At 34.5% G+C, this 17,502-nt stretch carries 9 protein-coding genes; 7 read left to right on the top strand and 2 right to left on the bottom strand.

What is annotated here, in order from left to right:
- Together GKZ88_RS22465 and GKZ88_RS09450 are read right to left on the bottom strand one after the other, a co-directional pair.
- On the bottom strand, positions 1 to 210 hold a 210-nt coding region (locus GKZ88_RS22465), incomplete at its 3' end, for a hypothetical protein (RefSeq protein WP_230392493.1).
- Between the two features lie 194 nt (positions 211 to 404).
- Positions 405 to 1,172, bottom strand: a complete 768-nt coding sequence (locus GKZ88_RS09450; protein WP_155102131.1) for a phosphatase PAP2 family protein — start codon at positions 1,170 to 1,172, stop codon at positions 405 to 407.
- Between the two features lie 814 nt (positions 1,173 to 1,986).
- On the opposite strand from GKZ88_RS09450, the gene GKZ88_RS09455 reads away from it, so the two are divergent.
- From GKZ88_RS09455 to GKZ88_RS09485, 7 genes are all read left to right on the top strand, one after another.
- Positions 1,987 to 2,436 (top strand): hypothetical protein, encoded by a 450-nt coding sequence (locus GKZ88_RS09455; protein ID WP_155102132.1) that lies wholly within the window; start codon positions 1,987 to 1,989, stop codon positions 2,434 to 2,436.
- Positions 2,437 to 2,732: 296 nt separating this feature from the next.
- Complete coding sequence (locus GKZ88_RS09460) at positions 2,733 to 3,554, top strand: hypothetical protein (RefSeq protein ID WP_155102133.1); 822 nt, start codon at positions 2,733 to 2,735, stop codon at positions 3,552 to 3,554.
- Positions 3,555 to 3,565: 11 nt separating this feature from the next.
- Positions 3,566 to 4,501, top strand: a complete 936-nt coding sequence (locus tag GKZ88_RS09465; protein ID WP_155102134.1) for a hypothetical protein — start codon at positions 3,566 to 3,568, stop codon at positions 4,499 to 4,501.
- A 12-nt stretch (positions 4,502 to 4,513) separates the two neighbouring features.
- Complete coding sequence (locus GKZ88_RS09470; protein ID WP_155102135.1) at positions 4,514 to 5,239, top strand: hypothetical protein; 726 nt, start codon at positions 4,514 to 4,516, stop codon at positions 5,237 to 5,239.
- A 390-nt stretch (positions 5,240 to 5,629) separates the two neighbouring features.
- Complete coding sequence (locus GKZ88_RS09475; protein ID WP_155102136.1) at positions 5,630 to 7,696, top strand: fibronectin type III domain-containing protein; 2,067 nt, start codon at positions 5,630 to 5,632, stop codon at positions 7,694 to 7,696.
- A gap of 5 nt (positions 7,697 to 7,701) precedes the next feature.
- On the top strand, positions 7,702 to 12,849 hold the full coding sequence (locus tag GKZ88_RS09480) for a T9SS type A sorting domain-containing protein (RefSeq protein ID WP_196216465.1): 5,148 nt from the start codon (positions 7,702 to 7,704) through the stop codon (positions 12,847 to 12,849).
- A 3-nt stretch (positions 12,850 to 12,852) separates the two neighbouring features.
- Positions 12,853 to 17,502 (top strand): AHH domain-containing protein, encoded by a 4,650-nt coding sequence (locus GKZ88_RS09485; RefSeq protein WP_155102138.1) that lies wholly within the window; start codon positions 12,853 to 12,855, stop codon positions 17,500 to 17,502.

Genomic DNA, 17,502 nt, shown 5'->3' on the forward strand with positions numbered 1-17,502 from the left:
AGTAGTTAAGCCCGCCTGCGCAGATGGTACTGCAGTTATGTGGGAGAGTATGTCGTCGCCTTTCTTTTGAAAACCCTGTTTCTGATGAAACGGGGTTTTTTGTTTTACAGAAGTTTTGGCTGGTTCTGATTCTTTTGAAAACCAAAACGTTATCTTGCCCTGAACCGCGTCAGGGATCGAAGCGGCATCCTTTTGCGGGAACGTGGACATCTTTTTTAAACTGAAAAGCCTTCCGCAAAAGATACAGCGCAGCGCCCGGCCCGAAGGGAAACGCCATAAATACTATTAAAGCGCTTCGTATGAATTTATAATATAATCGGCTACTTTAGAGTACCAATTATTTAAGAGCTGTAAAATAAATTAATGTAATAATCAAACTATGAAATTATTGCATCACTTTTTTATTAAAATGTTTTTGCATAACAAATCAGGAATTCTTTTCCGTTATAAGAAGGTGTTAAAAATGAAGTAGATTTTTTTTCAGCATTTTTACCAAATAATTTTCGGGTAATATAAGGATTCAGCCAATAAGCAGCTTTAGTACTCAGTATACCTATACCGGCCCCAGCGGCCACATCGGTAAGCCAGTGTCTGTTATTGTACATTCTAAAAATTCCTGTTCCAGTGGCAATTGCATAACCTGCAACCCCGTACCATATTGATTTATCCTTGTATTCCTGATAAAGAAATTCGGCTCCTGCAAAAGCAATAGCAGTATGTCCCGATGGAAAAGAATCATTGGAGGTACCATCAGGACGTTCTACATTGGTTATAGATTTCAGTCCAAACACAGTTACGACGGTAAAAATGGTAGAAGTGGCTAAAATTACAGATCGGTCTCTCATATTGTTCTTGCCTTTTACTCCAAATGCATTTAATGCGTAGACTGATACTGCCGGAACATATCTGGTAAAATCATCAATGCTAACTTTGCGATCAATATTTTCGGTTATTTCATCACGAATCTGAAAATTAAAACTTTTGATCTGTCCGCTTTCAATTCCCCAAAATCCGTATCCTATCAATACGCCTGGAATGATAAGCTGCTTGTAATTGAACCTTATATTCTTAACAGTATCCACAGGGATACTGTCCACTACTTTTAGGTTCTGCCCAAAAATTGAGGTAAAGGATAAAAGCAATAAGCTGATATAGAAGCAAATTTTTCTCATATATAAATATAGCAATAATTTTTAAAAATGAATTTCGTTTACTATGGCGCAATATTATATTTTCAGATTCTATGATGCATTGAAGATTATTTACTCCATTCTCTTCCTTCGTTATCTCAATTACACCTCATTCTTTTCGACTGTAAGCAGGTTGCTTCATGGCAAGACGGTTTGTCATTACTTCTTGGGTTATATCTCGTTTTTTTAACGCCCACTAGAAGTTCTACTATTTTATTGCCTTTTAAGTTGAACATTAAAACTGTTATATGTTTATTTTATTATTCTGAAAAACAGGTAGTTATACTTGTTTTTTTATCCTTAAAACAATTTACATTTGTTGTGTCAAAGAAAATTCATATTATATTATTCAGAATATATATGAAGTCTTATTGAACTTAATCATTGCCGATACTATTATAATTAATATTTAAAATGCCTATACTATTGAAAAGCATTTTTATTTTAATTAGAAATTCGATTCCTACTCCTTTTTAATTTCAAAGCCAATCCAAAACATTCTATCAAACGATATTTAACTTTTTCATATTACAATGAAATACAGTTAGTCGCAAAAAGCCTTAGTTTTTTTTTTCGAGGATTATCTTATACTTTTTATTTCTTCATTTTTGAATATCTGCCAAGCATTTATTTCTATTCTGCAAAAGCCTCTATAATAACAATAGATAGGCATTCATGTACTTTTTTTGTCTTAGCATTTTGTGGATGTCTAATTTTTTTTGCTTTATAAAAGAGAAAAAATCTACTGCAACTTTCCCTAAATGAATACATTATTATACAATTAAAACTATGAATTATGAAATCAAATCTCGCACTGAACGCACGTTTGCTTGCCATTATCGGTAAACGTAATCCGGCTATTTACGATGTGATTCCTCGTGGACCACAAGGGCGTCTTGCTAATGCCGCACTTAATCCTCAACCACTTCCTCCACATGAGCTAGGAGCTGTAATTGCAGCAGATATTATACATGCTGTCTGGCTTGCTAACAAATTTGGTCACGGTATTGATCAAATACTAGCTGATCTTGATGAATGGTGTCCAACTGCTCCCAGAGAAATTAAATTGCCACCATGGGTTTCTTATCGCGAACCAATACCACATCCAAATTGGTTCATTGATTTTCATCTTGGTTTTGCGGAAAGACTTGCAATATTGTCCGAAGACGGAACGCCATTAGGAAAGTCTTTAGATAAACTTATTGATCGATCATTAGCAGCAATAGAAGTTGCTTTATCAAGCTAGCTTAATTGAGAGTTATAGAAACTTTAAAATATAACTATGAAAAAGATTTTGCTCAGAGGAATTGGAAGATTTAGGCGGAATTACCTCAATTAAGAATTCAACAATCATCTTTTTTTTTCGTCAGATGATATGTTTACAGATAAAGTTTGTAGTTGAAACTGCCGTGTAACTTAAGATTTAATATAGTTAAGATATCATCTCACTAAAGATTTTATATGCTTTTCTTTTTAAAATTCTTATTTAAGAAATCTATAATTGTTTATTTAAAATATTTTCATCTATATAATATTTGAACCATGCCTTTAACTAAAAATTCCGATTTGTTTTTTAGTGTTCATGAAAATGGCTTTAATCAAATTGCCAAGCACTTCATGGAACAACGACCTTCACTATTTAACTATGGAACTGAATACTTTACTACTCCAAGAGGTTTAGAAAAGTTGTGCCATAAAATAGTTGCTAACCCTGTTGTATTATTACGTGGTAACCCTCTTATAACTGTTGAGTCCCCATTACCTATTTTTAATACAGATCCGCCTGTGGGTTTAAATTTTATGTTTCAGTTTAGTGAATTCCAAATTGATTTTCACCCTGGAAATTTGTTCGGACTTCCTCCCGAATTAAATCCATTAGAGAAACAAAAGATAGCTTTGCGATTGAAAGTTTGCGGTGGTATTGGATGTCCTGACAAGCAATTTATTGCTGATTATGGAGATAAACAGGATCATTATGATGTGAAAAATAACAGAAAAGAAAATCAACCGAAACCACCCATCGTTGCATTGCCTACTGATAAATTAAATTGTTTTTGCTTGGAATTATTTGCTGTAGGATCTATTGATCGCAAAATAATTTCAGGTAAAGAATATTTAAAAATTAATCTGTCAGGATTAGAAATTGTGGATATAAAACCCGACGGTCTTGAAAATAGCTTAGAATGTTATTTAAAAACATTATTGACACTTGGCATTCTTCCAAAAGCTAAAATTGCCATGGAGGTGCTGGCATTCAATATAGCAAATATAATTAGCATAGCTCCTACACCTATAAGTGCTGCGGTGCCTTTCAATCCCACAATTGAAAATGATGAGATAGCATTATTTTTTAACTTATTTTAAACTTAATACTTATGTCACATATTAAAATAGCCGTTTCAGAAAAAGCTGTCAATAAATTATTTATTGCAGCAGCCAATAATTTTCATCCTGTTTTTAGTAATACTTACAATGCAGGCCCATTTTCTGCTCAAATAAATGCAGGAGCAAAAATTGTTGATGGTAAAATAGATTTGCAAAATAATGGTACAATTCGTCTTGACGAAATAGATATTGAATATGATCCGTTAAATCTGACATTGGGGATTGATATACCTACAATTAGAATTGGTGGCTGGTGTATTCTTCCAACACCTTGGGGATGCGCAGTGCGACTGCCAGTAATAACTTTTTTTGCTGGTAATCCGGACATTTCAATACCTATAAACCTAGATGGATTAATCCGCAGTGAAATATCTGGTGGTTTTGAGCCTAAAATAACTTACAACATTGATCCCGGTAGACTGCCAGCTTGGAATTATCTCGATGCTGAAGACCATGACAAACCTAATAAATGGAAATTGTTCATTAATGCCGTTTGGCTTGATTTTGACTTAATTGATATTGCAGACACAGTTGGTAATATTTTAGATCATGCCATTCAAAATATTTTAAATGGACTTTTCGGTTGGCTTCCCGGTTGGGCAAGGAGTATTATAGAAGCAATTCTAGGCGGATTTGTTTGGTTTATACGCCAGTTGCTTGATATAGGCGACGATATTATAGAATGGTTATCTAATTTATTGCAAACGAGCCTAGGGTTATTTAATTGGATCGCTACGGAAGTGGCTAATTATTTTGCCAGCAAATACCCTTTATATGAGTTAGAAGATCCGTATCCTATTTTGCCTTATTCATTACAAAACGGAGTAAATCTTATCCCTGTTAAAATCCCGATTGAAAAACTTCAGGTTAATATTAACGATGAGGAAATGGTGCTTTCCGCAGATATAAACGCTATAATAGCCTAAAAAATACTTATTATGAAAACAAATGCATTTAATACAGCCATATTTAAATTAAAGGAATTTAAAAGTCATACTCCTAATATATTAGGTTCTATTATACATCCAGTCCAAGAGGAAGGCACTTATTCAGGTGAATTATATATTGCGGGACAGTTGTTTAGAAGGATACTCATTACCTGTACAAATGATGCGTCTGATACACAGTTGAACATCGATTTTACAGAGCATCATGCGGCTAGCAGATCAAAAGATAATGGTATTCCTGAATATCGTTTAAAAACGGAAGGTTATATTGTGCTTTATACTTCAATGGAACTTGCCGATTTTAATTTTAAATTACATCAAAAAGTACAAGAAAAATCAAAAAGTGTTTTTTATTCAAAAGCTTTAGGCCCTGGAGATATCTATGCTGTTTCATTATTGGAACCAGGTACATATGCAGCACAAAATACTGCTGCGAAGTCAAAAATGAAGATAGTTGTTAAGCTTCCGGATACTAAAAAAAGTATGCCATTACCAACGCCTGAGCCTGTAACCATTAAGGTATCTGCTAACGGATTTAGTGAGAAAGAAATTAATATAATTTCAACTCAAGGTATTGTATTCGCATTAGAAACTAAGACTGATGTGTTAATTAATTTTGAAGATAGTAATGATAAAAAGGAGGATAAATCTTTAAAAGATACTAAGCACTTTAGATGGAATAACCCTAATTTTGCCCCAAAAAGAAGTGGTACCTAAATTTTAATGGTATAGTTTATATTATGCACTTTGCATGAAGACCCCATCCTTATCAAGATGGGGTTCTTTGTAAATACAAATTTTTACTCATAAAAATCTAAGTTGTAAATTTAATAGTTTGACTTGTTTTTTTGATGCTGATGTATTCTAGAAAGAACTTATACGATTTTATTCGTAAAATTCATTGTCGTTCAGATGAGTTTGAGGTTAAATTATCTATAAGATGTGGAAAACCGTAAGGATTTAAAAATTAGACCAAGTATTTTTGCTTCATAATTTTCTTAATAATTAATTTATTGAATTTTATAGTAATGCTGAAAAAACTTATTTGTAAGTTAAATAACAAGTATTACTTTTGGTTTTTTTTAACAAAAAATTGATTACATCCCCATGTCTAAATTTAAATTGTTAGCCTTATTTGTTTTATTGACCTGTATTGCCTATTCTCAGACCAAAGACGCAACTGTAATGGTCAATGCGAGAGCACAAAAAGACAAAATAGTCCTTCGTTGGGCTGTCAATTCTGCTATAGAATGGCAGAAAGCCAATACAAAAGGATTTGTAATTAATAGAGTAACGGTGCTGCGCGATGGAAAAGTTGTGCCTAAGCTCGAAAAAGTCTTATTAACCCCAAAGCCCTTGCGTCCTGAAGTGCTGGATTCCTGGATGGACCTGATTCAAAAAGACAATTATGCAGCTGTTATAGCGCAGTCTATTTACGGAAAAAGTTTTGATGTTACGGGGGCAAAAGAAGGAGAACTTTCCAGAATAATAAATATGGCTGATGAACTGGATCAGCGCTATACTTTTGCCTTATATGCGGCTGATATGAGTTTTACAGCAGCCGTAAAAGCGGGCTGGGGATTTGTTGATACAACTGTAAAAACAAACGAGGTTTATGCTTATCAAGTAGCTGTTTTTGAAACCCCTAAGGTTAAAAAATCATCTTATATGATTGGCTTGAAAGATTATAGCGTTTTGCCTGCACCAACTGATTTCATGGCAATTCCCGATGATAAAAAAGTTCTTCTTTCCTGGGATTATGAAACTTTTAAAAGAATATATAGTTCTTTTATGGTAGAAAAATCAGATGATGGAATCAATTTTACACCTGTTTCAAAAATTCCGCTTGTCAACTTAAATGATAAAGCAGACCGTCCATCTAAAACAATGTACTATGTTGATACACTGAGTGTAAATGACAAAATATATCATTATAGATTATTTGGGATTTCTTCATTTGGAGAAAAAAGTGAAGTAAGCAAACCTATTACTGCAAAAGGTGTTTCCTCTATTTCGATTCCTGCGCGATTAATGGACTATGTTATTATCAACTCTAATGAAGTCAATTTAGAATGGGATTATCCAAAAGAATCAGAAGACTTGATTCAAGGATTTGAAATTAATCTTGCAGATAATGATAGAGGTCCTTACAAAGTGATTTCTAAAATCATTCCTCCATCTGAACGAAAATTAAATTATAAAGAAGGTTTATATCCGTCCAACTATTTTACAATAGCAGTAATAGGAAAAAATAATCAGCGCTTGACGTCTCAAAGTATGCTTGTGCAACCTATCGATTCTATACCTCCATCTAAACCTATAGGTCTAGAAGGTGTCATTGACAGTTTGGGAATTGTGCGATTAAAATGGAAACCTAATCAAGAAAAAGATTTAAGAGGATACCGAATTTTAAAAGCAAATAATGCAGACGAAGAGTTTGTTGATATTTACCATCAATCGTATGTAGGAAATGATTATAAAGACAGCGTTAGTCTGAAAATGACCAATAGCAAAGTATACTACAAGATCGCTGCAGAAGACATGCGATTCAATGTTTCAGATCCGTCAGATGTTTTAGTTTTAGATAAACCAGACAAGATTCCGCCTGCGGCACCCATTTTCAAAGATTATGACAGCAAGGACGGAAAAGTTACCTTGAAATGGATTCGAAGCTATAGTGAAGATGTTACGGGTTACAGCTTAAGAAGACGCGAAAAAGGTCAGGAAAAATGGCTGGAAATTAAGTCAATTAACGATACCATCCAGGAATTTACAGATGACAGGGTACAGAACAAGAAAGTGTACCAGTATGCTATTGTGGCTCGTGATAAAAGTAATCTGTGGTCTTCTTTAGAGCATTCTACCGTAACTGTAACGGTTTTAGATTTTACACCTGTAAAGACAATTAGTTTCCTGCAGGGGATTGCAGATAGAGAAAATAAGAAAATCATCTTAAGCTGGGATTATATCAAAAATAAAGATAAGGTTTTGGGAATGAGCATTTATAAAAATGTAAAAGGGACACCACCAACATTATGGAGAGAATTAAATGGTGATGTTTTTACATTAGAAGATAAGAGTTTAAAAATAAACATGGAATACGAGTACCATCTGATTCCGAATCTGGAAAGCAACAATCCGGCAAAAGAAGAAGTTTTAACCGTTGTGTATTAATGCCTATGAAGAAGATTTACTTATTGATAATTGTATTGATTTCCGGATTAGGATTTGCTCAATCCCCGCCAATAGGCTCGTATGAAATTGTTTTTAATGGCTGGGCTTATGGAGATGAACATCATAATTGCGGAGCAGCGTCTGTTACTCTTGAATTTAGTACTCCGGCTGATAATCGAAAGGTTCTGGACATTACTTATACAGATGATCGAGCAACAACGCAATATGCTGATAAAAAAAATACATTTAAGGCAGATAAAATTCCGGTGTCAATGTTTTTTTCTGCCTCAAGATATGACAGACAATCTTGTAACGGGAACAGGCCTCATAATAGCGGGAGAATTTATAGTACAAATAAGTTTCGTTGCTTTGATTATAATTTTGAATTTAAACAATTTAAGAATGTAGAAAATTCTGGGGACGGATTAGCAAGCTCGTTTTTTAATGTTAAAGTTCGCCCAATTCTTGTTATTTTAGATAAAGGATCAGGCAATGAATTACCAACTGAAAAAAAAATAACGATAGATTCTCATACAGGATTTGCTGAGTCTGAGTATAATTGGCAATATTCATTTGATTTTTTAGATCCAGATAGCTGGGCTGATATGGACAAATTTTATGGTAAATCAAGTATTACAACTAATGCCAAAGAAATATTAGGCGAAGATGCTGGAAAATATCATGGAAGACAAATTTATTTTAGACAAAAAGCATGTGATGTTTTTTCTCCAATTGTTACTTACATCATTAGGCAATCTGCTCCTGAAATAGTCACAAAGGCAGAAGAAAAAACTAAATGCTTTGATACTCAGGATGGTAAGCTGACTCTGAAATTCAGCAGACCATTATTTGATGGTGAAAAAATTACTTTTAGTATTAGACAGTTTGATGAAGCTGTGCAAAAGTGGCAGTCAGTAGTTTGTTCATCACAGCAAGACGACGAAATTTCTCTTGATGGAACAAATAGTTATAAGTTTCCTTGTGATTTTGCAAAAGGAAAATATGGAATTGCATTTACTGGATTTATTAACGGATCAAATACAGGATCTCCGCATACTGAGGCAAATCCTTATATTTTCAATATAGATTCACCTGCACCTGTAGATTTTAGTTTAAGCAGTACTAATGTTAATTGTTATGGAAGCGCAGATGGTACACTGACAATTAATGCATCAGGAGGAAGTGAAGAAGGGTACCAATATTCATTAAATAATGGAACTACCTGGATTCCTTTTACAGACTCAAAAAGTACAAAAGAAATTTTAAAAGGATTATTTCCTATTACAAAACCATCAATTACTTACAGTATAATTGTAAAAGACAAGAAAGATTGTATTGCAATGCTAAATAATAAAGCTAAAGTTTTGTCAGAAACAATAACAGAACCTTTAGTACCATTAGCATTAAAATATACAGACAAAAAAGACCCTACTTTTTTTGGAGCATCAGATGGAAGGATAGTTGCTTCAATAACAGGTGGAACTCCAAATGATGATAAATCATATAATTTTGAATGGACAGATAATTTGGGAAATAAACTAGCAACAACTGGGAAATATGATGCTGCTAATAAAGTTTATAATTTAACATTAGAGGATGTACCTGCTGGAAATTACAAATTAACAGTAATGGACAAGAATTATGCCGCTGCATCTAATAAAACAGGATGTTCTATTGTTGAATCTTCTCAAGTTTTAACAGCGCCCGATCTAATTAAATTAAGACTAAAAATAAGACAGGCTATTTCTTGTAACTCTGCTAATCTTGGAGAAAAAAGCAGTTCAAATAAGGCATCAGCATCTAATGGAAGTTTGGTTGCTTTGGCGGAAGGCGGAAAAATATTAGATACAAAAACAAATAAAGGATTGCCTTATTATTTTTCTTGGAAGAAACTAAATGAAGCTACTGGCAACTGGGATGATTTAGATGAAGAAAAAGATTCAATTGTTTCGGATCGTTCCAAAGGACTTTATTCTGTCAATGTTACAGATGCCAACGGAATTATGCATGGTACTTACACATTAACAGAACAAACACCAATAGCAGTTGAACTTCCAATTGATGAGCCAGATGAGATGAAAATAGTGTTTACCTCTGGAAATGTATCGTGTTTTGAAGGTACAAATGGCTGGGCAAAAGCGAGTATTAAAGATGGCAAATCTACTTATACTTACACTTGGTATTTGCCAGATAATATAAAAATCAAGAATGCCGAAATAAAAGATTTAATAAAGGGCAAATATTATGTTGAGGCCGTAGATAACAAGAAAGGATGTTTTGTAAGAGACAGTATTATAATAGACGGGCCAACAGCACCATTAGCATTAAAATATCTAGAAGTTACACCACCCACTTTTGCTGGGGGAGCAAATGGAAAAATTGTAGCTGAGATCACTGGAGGAACACCTTACACAAATGATTCATACAATTTTAAATGGATAAATAAAGATAAGACACAACTAGTTCCGAGTATAGAAATTGTTGGCAAAAAAGGTGATGCAGATCATAAAGTTATTCTAACGCTTGAGGGGCTTCCTGCTTCTGTTTATTCTTTGACAGTTACAGACGAAAATTATCGTGACATAGCAGGTCAGATTAAATATTGTTCTATTATTGATTCTCAAAAAGAACTTGACGAGCCAAAACCTTTAAAAGTAACTTTTGAAAGGAAAGAAATTTCATGTAATTCGGGTAATGAGTTTGGCAGCGCAAAAGATACAAGTCCGAGTGACGGGCAGCGCGATGAGTCGCAGGATGGAATGCTGATCGCACACGTAACTGGCGGTACAACTTTATTTTACAATGACAATAAAGGCTTGCCTTATTTTTACCATTGGAAAAAACAAGAGCCAAATGGTACTTGGAAAGATCTCGAAACGATCAAAGATTCGATTGCAACAAACCTTTCAGATGGGAATTATGCTTTAAATGTAGAAGATCGCCATAAAATTATATTAGGCACTTATGTAAATGGTAGCTGGACAGCAAAAGATTCTATACAACCGATGAAGCAACCTTTAAAATTAGTTGTAACGATAACAAAAGGAGATGTTTTTTGTAATGGAGGAAATGATGGCTGGGCAACTGCAAAAGGTGCAGGAGGGACAGGTCCATACACTTACATATGGTCGAATGGGGTAGAGATTGCTGAAAATACTATTTTGAAAAAGGGCAAATACACCGTTTATGTAACCGATTTTAGAGGATGTACTACCCAGCAAAGCATTACGATTTCAGAACCGGAAGCGCCGCTTTCTATTAAATATACGGAAGTGCTTAATCCGAGTTTTTATAAGGCTACCAATGGAAAAATTGTAGCTGAAATTACAGGAGGTACTATTTTTTCAGACAAAACCTATTGGTTTGAATGGAAAAACAGTAAAGGAATTAAACAAACGTCTATCACAGCTCAATTTAATAATGGCGTTTATACCATTACTCTAAATGGAGTTCCTGAAGATACCTATAGCTTGACCATTCGTGACGCTAATTATGTAGATGCAGTTAATAAAACAGGCTGTACGATGATAAATTCGGTTACAGCTTTAGATGATCCAGATCCGCTTGAAGTTACTTTAGAGGTTGTTCGAACGATATCTTGCAATGTAAATAATGAATTTGGAAATGAGGCAGATGTCTCTCCGCTAGACAAACAGCGTGATGAGTCTCAAGATGGTATTCTTGTTGCGAGAGTTAAAGGTGGAATTCCATTAGAAGCCACTAAAAATAAGGGATTATTGTACTATTATACTTGGAAGAAAAAACAAAAAGACGGTTCATGGGCTTCATGGAACGATCATGATGAAACAGCTGAAAATTTGTCTGATGGAATTTACGCTTTAAATATTGAAGATGCCAATGGTATAAAATTGGGCACATATGTCAATAATACTTTGGTTAAAGAAATTGATATTACGCAAAATATGCCACAACCAGCCCAATTAAAGCTAGCTTTTACTAAGCTGGATGTAGGGTGTACCACAGGAGATGATGGTTGGGCTGAAGCGCAAGTATCAGGAGGTACTTCACCTTATACTTATGAATGGACAAACGAAGCCACAACTGCACGAATAGAAAATTTAACTTCAAATAATTATTTTGTAAAAGTTACCGATGCAAAAGGCTGTGTGGTGCAAGGAAGCATTTTTGTGGGTGATCCAAACGGAGTTATGGCTGCCGAAAAACTCAAAAATCCAACTTGTTTTGATGGAAATGATGGTGCAATTCAGCTTACTGTTTCAGGAGGAAATTTACCTTATACTTATAAGTGGAATACAGGAGATTCAACAAAAGATATCGCGGGACTCAAAGCAGGAAATTATGAAGTAACCATAACTTGCCCAGATTGCTGCGTGTACAAAAAGAAGTTTGTTCTTGTAAACCCAAATAAAATAACGATCGATTTAGGACCAGACAGAACATTATGCAACGATCAGGCTTTAGAGCTAAACGCAGCAATTGCAGATGAAAAAGCACAATATTTATGGACCTCTACAAACGGATTTACTGCAAGCGAAGCTAAAGTAAGTTTGTCAAAGGCAGGAACCTATCATGTAAAAGCCATCTCAGGATTAGGATGTATCATAGAAGATGAAATCGTAATTAAAACAAGCCAGGCTATAATTAGTTCCGAATTTTTATTGAGCTCTCAAGCTTATTTAGACGAAGAAGTTATTTTAGTAAATACAAGTAATCCTTACGGAGAAAATACAGAATGGATCATTCCTAATGGAGTAAAAATAGTAGAAAAGCAAGATAAATACATTACACTAAAATTCGAAAAAACGGGAGTTTATGCTATTGGTTTAAAGCAAACTCAAGGTGATTGTTACGCGATTTACAATAAAAACATTACAGTCGAAGAGCGAAGCGGTATTCCTAATACTGAAAATGCCTCAAAATTTATAACTGGTTTTATAGTAACCCCAAATCCAAACGATGGAAACTTTAAAGCGATTGTCACTTTGGAAAATAACAGTCCAATTAATTTAAGATTGTTTTCGACAACAGGGCAAAATACAATGATTCAGAAAAAAGAATCAGGAAAGAAAAAGTACGAAGTTGATTTTGGTACTTCATTAGCTGCCGGTATGTACGTTTTAGTCCTTGAAACAGCTCAGCAAACGCTTGTTAAAAAAATTATCATCTATTAAAAAATGAAGAACCTACTTAATAAAATATACTTATTTGTTCTGTTGCTGTTTTTTGGCGCAACTGGATATGCACAATTATATCCAGTTCAGTTATCGCCAATTTTTAATAGTCCGTACAGCGTAAAAATAAGTGAGTACGCAACCAGCATGGATACTAAAATGCAGTTGCTGATCAACCCCAATGATATTACAATTTCGCAGAGGCAGGTGCGATTAAAACTGTACATACAAGGTAACGGAATCAATATACAAAGTACCGATTTTATTCAGGGACAGCGCCCCATTTTTATAAATGGAGGAGAATTACAGACGTTGACTAATACTGATATTGCAGCACTTTTTAGGCTCGAAAACCTGCAGGGAATTTCTCCCGCACAATATGCCAATGCACTTCCGGAAGGCATGTACAATTTTTGTTTTGAGATGTATGATTTTGTAACCAATCAAAAAATATCTCAAAAAAGCTGTGCGAGTTTATACTTGATTTTAAATGATCCTCCGTTATTAAATACGCCACAACGAAACGAACAGATTGCCTCAACTGATTTTCCTAATATACTTTTTACCTGGACACCGCGCCAGATTAATGCCTCGAATATATCGTATAAATTCGAATTAAAACAGCTTTTAGATCCAACCTTAGATCCGCAGATTGGCTTCCAGATGGCTCCCATTTTACATGAAGAAACGTTGTTTGGCACTGCGTTGCTTTATAATGTAAGCATGCCTATACTTACACCCGGAATGCGTTATGCATGGCGTGTGCGTGCGATTTCAACTACTGGACTTTCGGAAAATGCAGTATTTAAAAATGATGGATACAGTGAAATATATTCGTTTAAGTATACAGCCTCCTGTGCAGCTCCAACTTTTTTATTAAGCGAAGCACAAGGACCTAAAAGTGTAAAAGTTACCTGGGAAGGAATTCCGGAACATACACGTTATCAACTGCAATATAAAAAGAAGGACGTTGCAAATGCAAGGTGGTTCTCCTCAAATAGTTTAAATACACAAAGTTTAATCACAGATTTAGAGCCTGGGGTTACTTACCAATTTAGAGTTGGATCAAGCTGTGATCCCGTTTCCGAAGGCGTCCAATCGTTTACCTATTCTGGAATCAGCACTTTTACAACGCCTACACAGGCCAATGGCGTTCCGGCTTACAACTGCGGCATCATACCTAAAATTAATATTGAAAATCAAAAACCGCTTAATAACTTAATTCAAAGTGAAACTTTTAAGGCGGGAGATTTTCCGGTAACGGTTTTAGAATTAGAAAAAGAACACAGCCCTTATTCAGGTCGTGGTTACATTATAGTGCCTTATTTGGCCGATACCAAAATTGCAGTTGAGTTTAAAAACATTTTGATCAATACCGATTACCAATTGATCAGCGGTGTTGTAGAGACCAGCTATAATCCAGATTGGAAGAATGTTGTCGATGTAGAAGATTTTACAGGTTCAGGTCCTGACGGAAACGTAAAAGAAACTGTTCCATTTGAAATCAGCGATATTGTAATCAATCCAAATGGGGATATTTTGGTAAATGGTAAAAATGGAGAGCAAATTACCATACCAGGAGGGAAAAATACCGTAATTACAGATGCAGCTGGTACCGTGTATCATGTAGACAAAAATGGAAACGGAACCAATGCAGGTGAACTTGCAGCCGCAGCCGGAAAACCTACACCTGCAAATACAGATGGAGTAGATAATAACGGAAAAGTAACCTCATTCACTGCTAAAGGAGTTACGATTGCCTTTTCTAGCGGAGGTAAATATGCTTTTGATGTACTGCCACCCAACGCAGCCGCCAATATAGAAAAGCTCTACAAAAAAGTAGATGGCGTTGCTTTGCCTTACAAGGCAGTAGCTAATGGAGATACCGATACAGTAATAGCAGTAGTTACGCTCACAGATGAAGAGATAAAGATCAAAGACATTGTTTTCAAGACAGAAAATGGAGCAGCGATTAAGGCTGACTTGAGTGATAATACCTTTGTATTAACTGTTAAAGGCAGCATGGCTTATGGGCAGGAAGAGATCTTGGCAACCATCAAACAAGGCGATAAGTGGAAGGTAATTGGCGCTTTTGTGCTGGTACATCTTACGCCAAGAGAGGTGAATGTGGCTTTAGTTCCTTTAGATACTGATGTTTCGGCTTCCACACTGGATGAAATTAGTGCTAACACTCAAGCAATTTATAATAAAGTAGCAATCAAAATTAATTTTGACAGAAAGTCTGCTCTTAATATTAGCAAAATTGTATCAGGAAAAACCATTCAGACTGAAAAAAATACACTGACTTCTACTTACAGCTCAGAACAGCAAAGTATTAATAATGAGTATCTGACCATTTATAAGTCTGAAGCTCCAACTTATGTGCTTTTTGTAACAAATAAGACCTCGAGTACTGGACAGCAGGGTTATATGCGCTTGAATGGGCAATTTGGTTATGTCTTCAAATCAGGATTAGAAAAAATTCCAGTTAAAATTGCTGCGCACGAATTGGGTCACGGTATCTTCAAGCTGGAACATCCTTTTGAAGTTTACAAAACTCCGAGCGAAAGCACTGATTTATTGATGGATTACAGTTCAGGAAGTTTGTTAAATCATCAAGATTGGAAACAAATTAATGATCCTGCGTTTAAATTGTATGCGTTTCAGAGTCAGGCGAGTGGGGAGTTGGCATTAGATGGCTTAGAAAGCTTAATAATGATTTTAAAAAACCTTGCTACAGATTCATTTATCAAGTGTACAGCATGTGCGGGAGAAAAGTTGGAAGCAGTTGGAGGTTTCGATGGTTCAAAGGGAGAATTTAGAAAGGTTTCTTATAACAATCAGACCTATATATGTTTATTGGCATCATTAAAAGAAGGAAAAAAAATCGATATTATAACTGATGACTTATTAAGTAATTCAGAAAATATTGCAAAATATAGATCTGATTTTGCCAATTTGATTGAAGCTACAAAATCAGTTTTCAGTAATAAGAAAGATTTATTAGCTGTAATTAGTAATAATACCGATTTAGTTTCTTGCGATGTTGTTTATCCCTTTAGTGATGAAATTTGCTCAGGTAAAAAAACTGTTGATGATCAAACACGCTTAAATATCAGTAAAGAATTAGAGGCTTGTTATTACTCTGAATATGTGCCTAAAACAATTGCGGGTAATTTAAAAGAAATTGCGAGAAACTCAAGAGATAACCAAGGAATTGAATTGGTAAGTGGAGGAAAGGTTTATAAATTAAATGGAGACAATGCAGAGGAAGTTAAAACACCATTAAGTGATGATGATATTAGAAATGGAAATTGGACTGATACCGCTGTTGATGTAAAACTTCGAATAACCCAGAATAAAGATGGAGTTTTTCAATATCAGGCAGTTGGAATTAGAAGTAATCTTCCAATTTTTGAGAATAAAAAAGCAGATTTAGTAAAACTTGCAAAAAACATTGAAACGAAAGCCAATGCATTTCTAAATAATACTGAGCACAAGGTCACAAAAATTGATGATACGCCAGCAAAAGCGGGAGTTAATTTAAACTCAAAAAATGAAGATTTTGCTGATGGTGATAGCATGAACATTAATCAAAACAGTAAATATGTAAAAATAGTTCATGATGGTGTTGGTCTAATGACTACTTTAATTACTTCTGGTGAAGTAGAAGAAAATGCGTATTTAGATAGTGCTAGGGACATAACTACAATTCATGCGCCAGGAATGGTTACAGCTTCAGTAGAGGTAGTTGCAACAAAGGTTACAGACTTGACTACTATGGGAGTCTTAGTTTATGACTTAGCAGTAGATAAGCAAGCTCGTACAAAAGCATATACTGATTTTATAGAGATTAAAAATCAAGTTGGTGATGACCCTAAAACTTTTTTACCTATTTTAGGAGAAGTAGTATTAAATATATCAACAGGTAATAGTGCAGAGCAATGGCAGGAAACTCTTGATAAAACTGTCGATATTGGAAAGAAAAGTCATTTAGGGACACGAGGAGTTGAAAATGCAGTCATTACTGTTGTTACAGGAAGCAAAATAATTTCTGAGTTACCTGAAATATCGGAGAAACTAGTTGAAAATATAAAAAAAGTCAAGAATGTAAAAAAGATATTTAATAATATCGATGAAGTATTAGCAGATGTTATTAAAAACAGAAAAAAAATTCGAAAAGTATTAAATACAGAAGAAGGTATTGCTTACGCAAAAAAATATTTCGAAAATATTGTAAAAGAGGGAGATTTTGAAAGTTGGTACAAAAATACCTTTAAAAAATATGATTTAGATGAGCCTTTAAATTTCGAAGTTCACCATGTAATACCAGTCAATATATTAGAAGCGAATAAAGAGTTGCAAGAGTTATTGCTTTGGGCGAATAAAAAAGGCTTGGAATTCAATTTTAACAGTATTGATAATGGAATACCTTTACAAAAGAAAAGTTTGAAGTTTGACATGCCTGGTCATGCAAGCCATCCTCAATATGATGAAGCACTAGCAAAAAAACTTAATAAAATTTTAGAAAGCGCCAAAGATGAGGAAGATGCTTTTAAAAAAGTTCAAAATTTAATAAAAAACACGAAAGATAAGCTAGAGAAAGAGGTCCTACTAGGTAATAAAGATGTAAATCAATTAATAGATTTTTAA

The sequence above is a fragment of the Flavobacterium sp. LC2016-01 genome (genome assembly GCF_009711135.1).
Lineage (GTDB): Bacteria > Bacteroidota > Bacteroidia > Flavobacteriales > Flavobacteriaceae > Flavobacterium.

Excerpts from the sequence above, each read along its gene's own strand:
- GKZ88_RS09450 (WP_155102131.1), bottom strand. The coding sequence starts at position 1,172 with ATGAGAAAAATTTGCTTCTATATCAGCTTATTGCTTTTATCCTTTACC.
- GKZ88_RS09455 (WP_155102132.1), top strand. The coding sequence starts at position 1,987 with ATGAAATCAAATCTCGCACTGAACGCACGTTTGCTTGCCATTATCGGT.
- GKZ88_RS09460 (WP_155102133.1), top strand. The coding sequence starts at position 2,733 with ATGCCTTTAACTAAAAATTCCGATTTGTTTTTTAGTGTTCATGAAAAT.
- GKZ88_RS09465 (WP_155102134.1), top strand. The coding sequence starts at position 3,566 with ATGTCACATATTAAAATAGCCGTTTCAGAAAAAGCTGTCAATAAATTA.
- GKZ88_RS09470 (WP_155102135.1), top strand. The coding sequence starts at position 4,514 with ATGAAAACAAATGCATTTAATACAGCCATATTTAAATTAAAGGAATTT.
- GKZ88_RS09475 (WP_155102136.1), top strand. The coding sequence starts at position 5,630 with ATGTCTAAATTTAAATTGTTAGCCTTATTTGTTTTATTGACCTGTATT.
- GKZ88_RS09480 (WP_196216465.1), top strand. The coding sequence starts at position 7,702 with ATGAAGAAGATTTACTTATTGATAATTGTATTGATTTCCGGATTAGGA.
- GKZ88_RS09485 (WP_155102138.1), top strand. The coding sequence starts at position 12,853 with ATGAAGAACCTACTTAATAAAATATACTTATTTGTTCTGTTGCTGTTT.